At 57.5% G+C, this 13,418-nt stretch carries 9 protein-coding genes; 5 read left to right on the top strand and 4 right to left on the bottom strand.

All coding sequences use genetic code 11. From position 1 onward, the window contains the following. Nucleotides 1-51: 51 nt before the first annotated feature. The 4 genes from ACIPIJ_RS20970 to ACIPIJ_RS20955 form a co-directional block, all read right to left on the bottom strand. Nucleotides 52-1,515, bottom strand: coding sequence for an amino acid permease (locus ACIPIJ_RS20970; RefSeq protein ID WP_401080120.1), 1,464 nt, complete (start codon nucleotides 1,513-1,515; stop codon nucleotides 52-54). Nucleotides 1,516-1,744: 229 nt separating this feature from the next. Continuing rightward, on the bottom strand, nucleotides 1,745-3,160 hold the full coding sequence (locus ACIPIJ_RS20965; protein WP_401080118.1) for an FGGY family carbohydrate kinase: 1,416 nt from the start codon (nucleotides 3,158-3,160) through the stop codon (nucleotides 1,745-1,747). Between the two features lie 27 nt (nucleotides 3,161-3,187). Then, nucleotides 3,188-4,426 (bottom strand): NAD(P)/FAD-dependent oxidoreductase, encoded by a 1,239-nt coding sequence (locus ACIPIJ_RS20960; RefSeq protein ID WP_401080116.1) that lies wholly within the window; start codon nucleotides 4,424-4,426, stop codon nucleotides 3,188-3,190. Continuing rightward, entirely contained in the window at nucleotides 4,413-5,816 is a 1,404-nt protein-coding gene (locus tag ACIPIJ_RS20955) for an NAD(P)/FAD-dependent oxidoreductase (RefSeq protein WP_401080114.1), read from the bottom strand. The genes ACIPIJ_RS20960 and ACIPIJ_RS20955 overlap by 14 nt, the downstream gene beginning before the upstream one ends. Nucleotides 5,817-6,428: 612 nt before the next feature. Between ACIPIJ_RS20955 and pyk the strand changes: the two genes are divergently transcribed. From pyk to gpmI, 5 genes are all read left to right on the top strand, one after another. Then, complete coding sequence (gene pyk, locus ACIPIJ_RS20950; RefSeq protein ID WP_401080112.1) at nucleotides 6,429-7,877, top strand: pyruvate kinase; 1,449 nt, start codon at nucleotides 6,429-6,431, stop codon at nucleotides 7,875-7,877. Nucleotides 7,878-7,889: 12 nt separating this feature from the next. Continuing rightward, nucleotides 7,890-9,359 carry a phosphopyruvate hydratase gene (eno, locus tag ACIPIJ_RS20945; protein WP_401080110.1) on the top strand — a complete coding sequence of 490 codons (1,470 nt, stop codon included), beginning with the start codon at nucleotides 7,890-7,892 and terminating at the stop codon, nucleotides 9,357-9,359. Between the two features lie 14 nt (nucleotides 9,360-9,373). Continuing rightward, a complete protein-coding gene (gene tpiA, locus ACIPIJ_RS20940) occupies nucleotides 9,374-10,129 on the top strand; it encodes a triose-phosphate isomerase (RefSeq protein WP_401080108.1) in 756 nt (251 codons plus the stop codon). 70 nt (nucleotides 10,130-10,199) lie between these two features. Continuing rightward, a complete protein-coding gene (locus tag ACIPIJ_RS20935) occupies nucleotides 10,200-11,822 on the top strand; it encodes an NADP-dependent glyceraldehyde-3-phosphate dehydrogenase (protein WP_401080106.1) in 1,623 nt (540 codons plus the stop codon). A 13-nt stretch (nucleotides 11,823-11,835) separates the two neighbouring features. After that, the gene (gene gpmI, locus ACIPIJ_RS20930) at nucleotides 11,836-13,359 is read left to right on the top strand and encodes a 2,3-bisphosphoglycerate-independent phosphoglycerate mutase (RefSeq protein ID WP_401080104.1); all 1,524 of its coding nucleotides are present in this window, start codon (nucleotides 11,836-11,838) and stop codon (nucleotides 13,357-13,359) included. Nucleotides 13,360-13,418 lie beyond the last annotated feature (59 nt).

Genomic DNA, 13,418 nt, shown 5'->3' with positions numbered 1-13,418 from the left:
GGAAGGGCTGTCGCTTATATGGCAGCAGCCCATTTTTAGTACGTTGTGGTGCTAGAGGTATGTGCCCAGTGGGGGCATGCGCTCCAGCTGTTTTCTACGGCGCATCCATACTGCCGCGAACACGACGACTCCCACCAGCATGGACGCCAGTACATACATCTGCGCTACACGGAAATCGTTCGGGATGATGAAGACGCACATCTCCACGAAAAGCCACACGCTTGCGCCGACAACCACAGGCCATTCCCACTTGCCGAGTGTGAAGTCGTCGGGGTGATGGATATGCTTGTGACGGGTGAAAATGTATAGCATCACGGTACCGCTGTAGAGCAGCGCCGGGAACAGTGTCGCGGCACCCAGCAACTGGGTCAGTGCGTCAGGGGAGCTGTAGAAGCTGAGCACGATGCCGACCGACACGACGCATGCCAGGAGCGTTGCCCACAGTGGCCCACCCGATGGTCTCGGCACGATCGATAGTTTTTCTGAAAAGGGCAGACGGCCATCTCGGGCCATGGCATGAATGAGCCGGCTGTTGCTCGTCATGATCACGAGGCCGCAGGCGAAGATGGCCACGCAAACTACCACCAACACCACCTTGCTGAAGGTTTCACCCAGTGTCATCCGAATGACGTCTGCTACAGGTGCTGAGCTTCGAGTGAGTTCGGCTACGTTGTCGCCAAGGCCCAGGCTGACAACGATCAGGAACAGTGTCCCGAGTACGCCACTGACGACAACGGCGTTGACCATCGCCTTGGGTACCACCTGCTTGGGGTTGTGCGTTTCTTCAGCCAGGTTGGCAGCGGACTCCCAGCCCACCAGAGTAAATGCACCGAGAAGACCCGAGAGCATGAACGGGCCAAGCCAGCCGTAGTAGTTGTCACTGTGGACAATCCCCGTGGACAGCAAGTTGGACGTGTTTCCTTTGCCGAAGAACGCTACGGCGGCGCCAATCGCAACGATGAGTCCGAACACCGCGACGACTTCGGCGCCGACGGCGAGATTGTTTATTTTGGTCAGGATCGGTGTCGACCAGATGATGAGAGCTGTCTGCACCAGAATCAGGATGAGGGTCGTCAGTGCGCCGGCAGGGGCGCTGTACTCCCATCCGAGTAGGGGGAACAGTGCGACCTGGGCCAGGCCGTAATCTACTGCCACGGTGACGATGGAGAGGAAGGCGAAGCTTGCCCAGCCAAACCACCAACCCAGCACCGGATTCACCAAGCGGCTGGCCCACTGGTAGCTGAATCCGGAAAGCGGAATTTTGCTCGCCAGCAACCCAAATACGAGTGCAACGAGAATGGTGCCCAAGGTAACGACCGGCCATGTCCATATGCCAATGGGCCCGCTGGAAGTCAGCATGCTGCCATAGGTCGAGAACAGACCTGTGGTGATGGAGATGAAGGAGAAGGCGACAGCGAAGGATTCGAACTTGCCCAACGTTCTTTCGAACTGAGCTGTGTATTGCTCTTCGGCGGGTGGGCCGTCGTTCAGTTGAGCCCGAGTAATTTCAGACATATGGATGTCTCCTGAAGTGTGTTCACTCTCAAGCAGACTCGTCCCGATCATGATCGTCAGGGTGAGTTATTGTTATCGACGCACGCGGTATGCCATGGACTTTAATGATGTGGTTTTGTGTTTTTCCCTCTTCTGGAGTGGGCAAAAAATGCATGATCCCGGGGTGATGTTGGCCACAGGGCAAAGTTTGAAACTCTGCCCTGGGTGACCACTGATTTACCGGACTGATTTACCTCCAGCTTCTGCACCGTTTCACGGCATCGGAGAAGGTTTCGCGCCACTGTTGTGCTTCGGTCGCGCTGATGCGTGGCCGGAACTTTGTGCTGGTGTTGCGTGGAGGCTTGAGCTCGATACCGATGCCCTTGGCGGCCAGGGCCGCGCAGCCGAACGAAGTCAGTTCGTCGAAGCGTTGGGTAACGATGCAGCGTTGCAACGCATCGGCCAGGAACTGAGCGAAATATGGGCTGCGTGCAAGGCCACCATCGATGGACAGTTGGTCGGTTACGTTGAGGAATCCGTCCATCGCCGAAATCACTTCGACGCTGCGCAGTGCGACGCCTTCGAGAAGTGCCTGGCACATGTCCTGGCGGGTAGTGCCACCGCTCATGCCGACCCACAATGCTGCAGCGCTGCGATCCCAATGCGGACAAGCGAGGCCCGATAGGGCTGGGACGAAGGCAAGCCTGCGCGAAATAGCAGGGGGCTCACTGAAGGCGGCCAGCTCGGAGAAATCACTGAAGAGGCCGAGACGACCCGCCCATTCCACAGCGGCGCTGGCGTCATAAACACCCCCGTCCATGGCATAGGTAGGTTTGCCCGCAATTTGCCAAGCGATTGTGGCAAGCAGGCCTTTTTCGGGAGCCCGGATGATCTGATCACCCGTGACGGTTAGGGCGAAGGCGCCGGTACCGTAGGTGATCTTTGCATCTCCTCCAGCACGGCAACCGTGGCCGTACAAAGAGGCCTGCTGATCGACGATCGATGCGGTGACTGGAGTAACACCGATTTCACCGAAGAACCCAACGGTGTCGCGGATCTCGGGGAGTGCCTCCATCGGCACGCCGAACAGTTCGCACAGTTCGGTGTCCCACTGCCCGGTGGCCAGGTTCATCAGCGAGGTGCGCGATGCCGTTGTGACGTCAGTGGCGAACACACCGGTGAGCCTATCCAGGAAGTAGGCGTCGGTGGTGCCCAGGCGCAGTCGTCCAGCCTTCAGCGCGCTCTGGGCTGCGGGCAGGTTCTGAACAATCCAGGCCAACTTGCTTGCCGAGAAGTACGGGTCGAGGGCGAGGCCAGCTCGCTCCAAGGTCAGCGCCTGAGCGCCTGTTGCGCGCAGTCGGCTGATTTCAGGTGCGGTGCGGTTGTCCTGCCACACGATCACAGGCGAGAGCGGCTCACCGGTTTTCGCATCCCATGCCAGGCAGCTTTCGCCTTGGTTCGCGATCCCGATGGCGTCGACCTTGCCCGTTGCTTCAAGGCAACTCTGGAGGTTGTTCAGGAGCTCGATAGGATCGTGCTCTACCCAGCCTGGATGCGGGTGATGTTGTTGGTGCCGAAGCGATTGCTGAATGTCGGCGGAGCCATTTTGAGTGACGACCAGGACACGTGTGCTGGTGGTACCTTGATCGAGCGCGGCGATACGCATTTTTTTGTTGTCTCCTCGGCTATCTACTTACTCGCCGACAAAGTCGACTTCAATCTGCTGCACGCCCTTCGGTACATTCAACGATGCAATCGGGACGAGAATTCGGCGTTCCGGTAGAGCAGACGTGGTACGCGACCAAAGCTCTTTACCATCGGCGGTGATCAGCAGGCGGCCACGCGTTGCGCGGTTTACTCGCATCTGCAGGTTCTTCATGCCTTCCACCGGTGACAGGGTGAGGCGCTGTGGGACACAGAGTTTGAGCTGGCCTTTGCAAAGGATCTCGACGTCCTGGCCTGTGGCCGGCAACTGCCCACTGAGGTCGCGTACGATCAGGGAGGCGATCTTGCGACCTTCCCGGTATGACCATCCTGCGGTTTCAATGGGGCGCAAGAGGTTGCCAGCAGCGAAGTAGGCCGGGTCTGAGCACCTGCCATACTGATCAATGGCGGGGCCACCGCTTTTCAGGTCAAGCTTGAGATCGCTCAGCCTTACCAGGCTGGACTCGGGGACAAAGCGCCCGGTCAGCAGCACGCCGTCGCATTCAAACTCGCGGATCGAGCCATCTGCCAACTTCACGCTTGCGCCTTCGACGCGGCCAGTCCCATGAATCTCCTGAAGCTGCGCACCAAAGTGCATAGGCACGCCGCAGAGTCGCGGGAACAGTGAGAGTGGCCAGCGCGCTGTTGCGCGGCGGTTCGCTTCGATCATGGCCACAGGTTTGATACCTGCTTTCCGGCAACTGAGCACCGAGGACAAGCTGACCAACTCGGTACCCACAATCAGCGGGCGCTCGAACGGCTTCAAGTGCTCAAGATACACGTATGACTGGAAGGCTCCGGTATTGATGACGCCCAGTGGCCGGTCACCCCCAACCAGACGCGCGGAGCGTGGCGTCTCACGTGCACCGGTTGCGATGAGCACTCGTTTTGCCTGGATCTGCAGAGCCCCTGCAGGGCTCACAATGTCCAGTTGGCCATTTGCTCCGAGACGGGTCACGGAGTGCAGCACTCGAATATCCACGCCAGCTTTCTTGGCCTCGCTGACGTTGCGCTTGGCGTAGTCAGGCCCACTGTAGATACGTCCGTACTCCCAGAACCCGAACGGTGGGTGACCACAATGACGAGGAATGCCACCAGCTTCCGGCTCGCGTTCGATCACTACAATCTTACCGATGCCCTGCTTGCGCAGTTCGATGGCTGCAGAAAGTCCCGACGGGCCACCACCGATGATGGCGACGTCGACGTTTTCGATGTTAGTGGGACTCATGGCAAACACCTGTAGCAAGAGGAATGGCGAGGTGACCAGCACTTAGCTCAGCGACCCTCGCTCCACAATAGAAACCCTGGCAGCGTCCCATGCACGCACGGGTTCGGCGTTTGAGGCCGCCGATATCTCCGGGTGGGAGAGGGCTGCTCAAGGCTGCTTTGATTTCTCGCAGCGTGACCATTTCGCAGTGGCACACAATCTCTTCGTAACCAGGCTTTTGGTAGTCACGAGGGAGGTGCTCAGCCAAGTTTGGCATTGAGGGCCACACGAGGTTAGCGGGCGCGTCGTGCTTGAAGTCGTAAAGGCTAAAGACGTGCTTGGCGATACCGAGCGCTGCCGTCAGACCGGTCGAGCGGATACCACCTACGGTGATCCAGTTCTTGCCTTCCACCTTGCGTACTCGGTACTCCTTTTTCTCAGAAGCAGGGCGTAAGGCTGCATACGTCGCGGTTACTGGCATGCCTTCCAGTGATGGAATACGTTCTACTGCGGCTTCTACCAGTTGGCCGAGAATTTCGCTGTCCAGGCGAGCATGAATACGGTCTTCCTGCTCTTCGGCGGTAGGGCCTACCAGTAGGTTGCCGTAGACGGTCTTGGTAAGCACGATGCCCTTGGTACGTTCGTTGGGAACGGGTAGCACGATGTTCGTGAGGTAGCGCGACGCTGCTTTGTCGAATACTACGAACTGGCCCTTGCGGGGATGAATCGAGAAGCTGGATTCACCCAGCAGATTCTGCTCAAGGATGTCCCCGAACAATCCGGCACAGTTGATCACGGTGCGGGTTTGGAATGTCCCTTGCGATGTCTCCAGGCGCCACAGGTCGCCATCGAAGTGACCGCCGAGGACTTCGGCATTGAACTGGGTTTTGGCACCCAGCATCATGGCCTGCTGCAGGTAGCCCAAAGGGGCAGACCAAGGATCGATCAAGAACTCGCCTGGCACCTCAGCGGCGCCGAGTGCATGGTTTGCAAGGTGAGGTTCGAGAGCGCGCACTCGTGCTCGGTCAATGAGCCGAACGTCTGCTACGCCATTGTCATGCGCCTGCTGAACGATGCCCTGCAGTTTCGCCAGATCCTCTTCACTCCAGGCAACGACCATCGCGCCCGACTTGAGCAGTGGAAGGTTCATCTTGGAGTGGATGTCCAGGTACTCCTGGTAACCATCCTGCATGCAGCGCAGTTCGAGGCTGTCGCGAGGAGCGTCGAAGCCGGTATGTAGGATTGCACTGTTGCCCTTACTGGCGCCCGACAGAATGTCAGAACTCTTCTCCAGCAGAAGCACCTTGGCACCTTCCAAGGTGAAACGTCTCACCATCGCGCATCCCACAACGCCGCCGCCGACAACGACGACGTCGAAGACATCGGTGTGATTAGGTAATGGTTTCGTCATGTTATTGCCTGTTGGGATAAATCAGCTATGCCAAAGGAGGTGCATCCCACATGCCAGTGACTGAACGGTTGGTTTTTTGACCGATATTTCCAGAAATTCGGTCGTCGACCCTCTGCTCTTTGTTATGGGGCGAGTTCTCGCTCAATCATTGAAGTGGCTTCTTTATCAAGCTTTACGGGGGGATGAGGAACGACAGGCGGTGTACTAAGCGCTGATGAGATAAGCGCCCGATTCAAGGAGTGAGCAGCCTAATCAGTCATTCCTTGGAAACGGTCATTAAAATGTGACTTCAGTCATTCGTGCTCGTGTTGATACCGTGCTACACGTTCTGAATGGGTGTGTTACGGATGCACACCTTTTACCCTTGATAACCCGGAGAATTTACAACCCAGCCTCGCTTTTCAAGGCGCTGAAGTTGTGGAAGTCCGAATAGTTAGCCCACATTCGGTGGGCGCGTTAAAACAAGCGTTCAGTCATAAATTTGCTTGATTAGTGACTGAAATAGTGGTTTTTATTGTAATTCTCACAAAGAAAAGTGACATCGGCACAAATGGTGCGGCATTTCATCACCCACCAGCCTGGGCTGTGCCCATTGAGCGAGATGTCACTACTATGCAACGCAGAACTAAAATAGTCGCCACACTCGGCCCTGCCACTAACACGCCCGAAATGATCGAAGGCCTGATCAAGGCCGGTGTCGACGTTGTTCGCCTCAATTTTTCTCACGGGTCTGCGGAAGACCACATGAGTCGCGCCTCACTGGTGCGCTCGCTGGCGGCGAAACATGGTCGCTTCGTCGCCGTTCTGGCTGACCTTCAGGGCCCCAAGATCCGAATCGCCCGGTTCGCCGACACCAAGGTTGTCCTCACCAAAGGGCAGACCTTTACGCTCAATGCCCGATTGGCTCGGGACGAAGGTGATGCGACCCAGGTGGGTATCGACTACAAGGCGCTGATCACCGATAGCCGCCCTCACGACATCTTGCTTCTGGATGATGGCCGAATTGAGCTGGAGGTGCAGGAAGTACTAGAGAGCTCGTTGATCTGCACCGTAGTGGTCGGCGGCCCTCTGTCGAACAACAAGGGGATCAACCGCAAAGGCGGTGGCCTCTCCGCTGCTGCCCTCACCGAAAAAGACCGCGAGGACATCAAGACAGCAGCGCTCATGCAAGCTGACTACCTGGCTGTGTCGTTCCCACGTGACGCCGATGACATGCACCTGGCCCGCAAGCTGATGCTGGAGGCGGGAGGTCAAGCGGGTTTGGTAGCAAAAATCGAGCGCGCTGAAACCGTGCAAGACACTGCCATTCTGGATGCAATCATCGAGGCTTCCGATGGCGTCATGGTCGCGCGTGGTGACCTTGGGGTCGAGATCGGGGACGCTGAGCTGGTCGCTGTCCAGAAGCTGATCATCGATCGTGCCAGGACGCTGAATCGGGTGGTGATCACGGCAACTCAGATGATGGAGACGATGATCACCCAGTCTCTGCCCACGCGTGCGGAAGTGTTCGACGTCGCGAACGCCGTTCTCGATGGCACCGATGCAGTGATGCTTTCAGCCGAAACTGCAGCGGGCGCCTATCCCATCGAAACCATCGAGGCCATGTGCCGAGTCATCCTGGGTGCGGAAAAGCATCCTCTGGCTCACCGCTCCAAGCATCGGATGAACGAGGTCTTCCATCGCATTGATGAGTCGATCGCGATGTCGGCCATGTATGCCGCCAACCACCTGGATGGCGTGAAGGCGATCATCTGCATGACCGAGAGCGGTGACACTCCGCGACTCATGTCGAGAATTCGCTCTCACCTGCCCATCTTCGCTTTCTCGCGGAATGCGCGCACTCAGAATCGAGTAGCTCTTTTCCGTGGCGTCAGCACTGTCCCGTTTGATGCAGACACCATTCCCACCGATGAAGTGAACCAGCGTGCCATCGATGAGCTGGTGAGCCGAGGTGTAGTCACTGAAGGCGATCACGTGCTCATCACTAAAGGTAGCTACCTCAATGCGCAAGGGGGTACCAACACCCTGCGCATCGTGCGTGTCGGTGATCGCATCAACTGAGAGGAGTGCCCCATGACCGACCTGATTAGCAGTGCCGTTGGGCACCAGCGTGAGCAGAATTTACACGGCGCCGGTGAGTGGCCGCGTGATTTTGACTTTCGTACGCAAGTGGCAGAGCAGCAGGAACTGCTAACCCTGGATTCTGAAACCGCAACTTACAACGCTTCGTTGGTACCGCCTGTGAAAAAGAACACCCTGATCCAAAATGTATTCGCCCGCGAAATCCTGGACTCTCGTGGTAACCCTACCGTGGAAGCCGTCGTCACCTTGGAGTGTGGCGTGGTGGGGGAGGCGAGTGTTCCTTCCGGCGCGTCCACAGGATCCCGTGAGGCCCTGGAGCTACGTGATGGCTCCTGGCGCTACCAGGGTAAGGGCGTGATGCGTGCCGTGGAGAACGTGAACAATCCAATTCGCGAACGGATTGTGGGGCTCGACGCTTTGAACCAACGGGTGATCGATCAGGCAATGATCACCCTGGACGGCACTGATGCGAAATCGATCCTGGGTGCCAATTCGATTTTGGCGGTCTCCCTGGCAACGGCGAAAGCTGCTGCGGCATCTCTCAACGTCCCTCTCTACGAGCACCTGGCTTCGTTGTACAGCGCTGAACCGCGTTTGGCCATGCCTGTTCCAATGATGAATATCATCAATGGCGGCGAGCACGCTGACAACAACATCGACATCCAGGAGTTCATGATTCAGCCAGTGAGTGCGACAAGCTTCCGCGAAGCCTTGCGCATGGGGGCTGAAGTGTTCCACAGCTTGAAGAAGGTGCTGAGCGAGCGCGGCCTGAGCACCGCCGTAGGTGATGAAGGTGGTTTTGCACCGTCCCTTGGGTCTAACGAAGAAGCCCTCGTGGTGATCAAGGAAGCCGTATCCCGATCTGGCTATGAGCTGGGTAAAGACATCACTCTCGCCTTGGATTGTGCGGCATCGGAGTTCTTCAAGGACGGACGGTACGTGTTGGCCGGCGAAGGTAAGTCGTTCTCGTCGATTGAGTTTGCTGAATACCTGGCTGGCCTGTGCGACGCGTATCCCATCATCTCCATCGAAGATGGTATGGACGAAAGTGATTGGGAAGGGTGGGCGCATCTCACCAAGCGACTGGGCCAGAAAGTTCAGCTGGTCGGCGATGACCTGTTCGTGACCAATACCCAGATCCTGCACGAAGGTATTCAACAAGGCATCGCCAACTCGATCCTGATCAAGTTCAACCAGATCGGCAGCCTGAGCGAAACCTTCGACGCCATTCGCATGGCGCAGAAAGCAGGTTACACAGCGGTGATTTCTCACCGTTCCGGCGAAACCGAAGACACCACTATCGCCGACCTTGCTGTTGCTACCGGTGCAGGCCAGATCAAAACAGGTTCGCTTTGCCGCTCTGACCGGGTTGGCAAGTACAACCGCCTGCTGCGCATCGAGGAAGCACTTGAGGCGCGTGCGCCTTACAGCGCCGAAGCGCTTCTTTCCCGCAGATCGTGAAGGGGCGGATGAACATGGCAAACAAGCTCGTTATCGGCAACTGGAAAATGAATGGCTCCCGAAGGAGCAATGCCGAGTTCTTGTCCAAATTTCTAGCACCTCTGGATCAGCTGGAGAACGTTGACATCGCCATCTGCCCACCAGCCATCTATCTGGAGCAATTGGCGGGTTTGGTCATCCATTCACCGATCCATTTGGGCGCACAGAACCTGAGTGAGTCAGAGCAAGGGGCTTTCACCGGTGAGATCTCGGGCCCAATGCTACGGGACGTTGGGTGTCACTACGTCCTGGTCGGCCACTCTGAGCGCCGCAGCCTGAACGGCGAAACCAATGAGTTGGTGGCAGCCAAATACAAGGCCGCCCTGAGCGCCGGGCTGACTCCCGTCTTGTGTGTCGGCGAGACGCTGGATCAGCGTCGTGATGGGGAGACCCTGAACGTCGTAAATGACCAGCTCCTGGCAGTGCTGGATGCCGTGGGCGTGGAGGATCTGGGCAAGGGTGTCATCGCCTATGAGCCTGTCTGGGCTATCGGGACGGGGGAGACCGCGACCCCTCTGCAGGCGCAAGAGGTACATCAGCACATTCGCCGCTACATCGCGGAGATCAGTCCAGAAGTCGCGCGGACAACTCGCATCCTCTACGGCGGCAGCGTCAAAGGCGACAACGCCGCTGAGTTGTTCAGCCAACCCGATATCGATGGTGGCCTGGTAGGAGGCGCGTCGCTGGACGCCCTGTCGTTCCTGTCCATCTGCAAGGCGGGCCAGTCCTGACAACTTTTATCGCATGAAGCGGGCTGCGTGCCGGCCCGCCAACATTCAGACTATTCCAAGAGAACTCGAAATGACCAGTAACCGCTTAGCCAACCTCTTCCCTACCGCAAATGAGATCCCTGAAGCGTATCGACTCGGAGAACCCGTCGAGCAGCGCGAGTACCTGGTAGGCGGCCAGCTTCGGCGCTGGGACGGTAGCCTGCTCAAGGTCACCAGCCCAGTTTATCTCTCCACCCCTGACGGTGATCAACAGGTTGTGCTGGGAAGCTTCCCGGAGATGGATGCTGATGCTGCACTGGTCGCGTTGGATGCAGCGGTCAAAGCCTACGACAATGGCCAAGGTGAATGGCCTACCATGCGGGTGGCAGAGCGAATTCGCCACGTTGAAGCGTTCTTGTCTCGTATGCGAGAGCAGCGCACAGCCGTGGTGAAACTGCTGATGTGGGAGATCGGCAAAAACCTCAAGGATTCCGAGAAGGAGTTCGACCGCACTTGCGACTACATCGTTGATACCATCAACGCCCTGAAAGACCTCGATCGTCGTTCAAGCCGTTTCGAACTGGAGCAGGACACCCTGGGCCAGATTCGCCGTGTACCGCTAGGCGTGACCCTCTGCATGGGGCCGTATAACTACCCACTGAACGAAACCTTCACCACGCTGATCCCTGCGCTGATCATGGGTAACACCGTGGTCTTCAAGCCTGCCAAGTTCGGCGTCTTGCTGATTCGTCCGTTGCTGGAGGCATTCCGCGACAGCTTCCCTGCCGGCGTCATCAACGTGATCTACGGCAGTGGCCGCGAGACCGTGAGCGCCCTGATGGCCAGCGGCAAAGTGGATATCTTCGCGTTCATCGGTACCAACAAGGGCGCCAGTGCGCTGAAGAAGCTGCACCCTCGCCCGCACCGGTTGCGTGCTGCGCTCGGTCTGGATGCCAAGAACCCAGGTATCGTCTTGCCTGAGGTTGATCTCGACAACGCCGTCAACGAAGCCGTTACAGGCTCCCTGTCGTTCAACGGTCAGCGCTGTACCGCGCTGAAAATCCTGTTCGTGCACGAAGACGTCGTCGATCAGTTCCTGGAGAAGTTCAACCACAAGCTGGCCTCGCTCAAGCCTGGTATGCCTTGGGAGCCAGGTGTTGCCCTGACGCCGCTGCCAGAGCCGGGGAAGGTCGATTTTCTCAATGACTTGGTCGCTGATGCCCTGGAGAAGGGGGCTCGGGTCGTCAACCAAGGTGGGGGTGAAGCCCGTGGTTCGTTCTTCTTCCCAGCAGTCCTGTACCCGGTCGCAGCTGATATGCGCATCTACCAGGAAGAGCAGTTCGGCCCGTTGGTACCGGTTGTGCCGTATCGGGATCTGCAGACGGTCATCGACTACGTACTGGATTCCGATTTCGGGCAGCAGTTGAGCATTTTCGGTACCAACCGCAACCAGGTCGGTCGCCTCGTCGATGTCTTCGCCAACCAGGTAGGACGCATCAACCTGAATACCCAGTGCCAGCGTGGCCCGGATTCGTACCCCTTCAACGGGCGCAAGAACTCCGCCGAAGGCACACTCTCTGTGCACGACGCGCTTCGGGTGTTCTCGATCCGTACCTTGGTGGCCACCAAGTTCAACGAGCAAAACAAAGAGCTGGTGAGTGAGATCATTCGCAACCGCGAGTCGAGCTTCCTCACCACTGATTACATCTTCTGAGTGAGTACCTGAGATGGCTACCTGCACACTGATCATCCTCGATGGGATCGGTGTGCGGGCGGAGGTAGAAGCGAATGCCTTTGCCGCTGCCCGCACGCCCACGCTGGACGGGTTGTTCGAGCGATACCCTCATAGTCTCATTGCTACCTCGGGCTTAGCGGTGGGCTTGCCTGATGGCCAGATGGGCAACTCTGAGGTCGGGCACATGAACCTCGGCGCGGGCCGGATCGTTTATCAGAACTTCACCCGCATCAACAAAGCCATCGAGGATGGCTCCTTTGCAAGCAACCCAGCGCTGATGGAGCTGGTGAACGGCACCAAGACCCGTGGTGGCGCCATGCATGTGATGGGCCTGCTTTCGTCTGGTGGCGTTCACAGCCACATCGACCAGATCATTGCTTGCTGTCAGATTCTGGCCGGGGAGGGAGTCGAGCGGGTCTACGTGCACGCATTCCTTGACGGTCGCGACACGCCTCCGAAGAGCGCAGCTGAGTCGATATCTGCATTGGAGGATGCACTTGCTCAGCAGCAGTGCGGTCGAATCGCAACCGTCATTGGTCGCTACTTCGCACTGGATCGAGACAAGCGTTGGAACCGAGTTGAGTCGGCGTACCGCCTGATCGTGCAAGGTGAAGCAGAACACCATGCTCAATCCGCCAGTGACGCTCTCCAGGCCGCTTATGAACGAGGGGAGTCCGATGAGTTCGTCCAGGCCACGGTGATCGGAGCGGCTGAGCCAATCGGTGCGGATGACTCGATCATCTTCATGAACTTCCGTCCTGATCGTGCGCGGCAGTTGTGTGAGGCGTTGATTTCCCCTGCCTTCGACGCGTTCTCTCGAAGCGGCGTAATAGCCAAAGAGCGCCTGCTGACGCTGACCCGATACTCCGATGATCTGAATGGGCCATGCGCTTTCCCGCCCGAAGCTATCTCGAACAGCTTGGGTGAGTACCTGGCAAATCTGGGAAAGACCCAACTGCGGATCGCGGAAACTGAAAAATACGCTCACGTGACGTTCTTCTTCAATGGCGGTCGAGAAGAGCCGTTTGATGGTGAGCGACGGATACTGATTCAGTCGCCGTTGGTTGCTTCGTATGACCTCCAGCCCGAGATGAGCGCTTTCGAGCTCACCGATAGATTGGAGGAAGAGATCCTCAGTGCACAGAACGATCTGATTGTCTGTAACTATGCCAATGGCGACATGGTGGGGCACACCGGATCGTTCGATGCGGCGGTGAAAGCTGTTGAGGCGCTGGATCTGTGCTTGGCCAGGGTGGTCGAGGCTACTTTGAAAAGTGGGGGCTATTGCCTGATCACCGCTGACCACGGCAACGTGGAACAGATGGTCGATCCTGAATCTGAGCAAGCCCACACCGCTCATACTACAAACCCGGTGCCTTTGATCTATGTGGCGAACGAGACTACCGGTGTGACATTAAATCAGGGACGCTTGTGTGACTTAGCACCTACTATATTGGGGATTTTAGAAGTTTCTGTGCCAGCAGAGATGAGTGGGAATAATTTGATTTCAAGGTGAAACTTGCCCGGAAAATGCGCATGGGGGCTCAGCATCCATGCGCTGCCGTGGAAGTAAAC

The sequence above is a fragment of the Pseudomonas sp. NPDC087185 genome (assembly GCF_044744955.1).
GTDB lineage: Bacteria > Pseudomonadota > Gammaproteobacteria > Pseudomonadales > Pseudomonadaceae > Aquipseudomonas.
The sequence above is the reverse complement of the archived record's forward strand: the minus strand, read 5'-3'. Positions and strand labels throughout refer to the sequence as shown.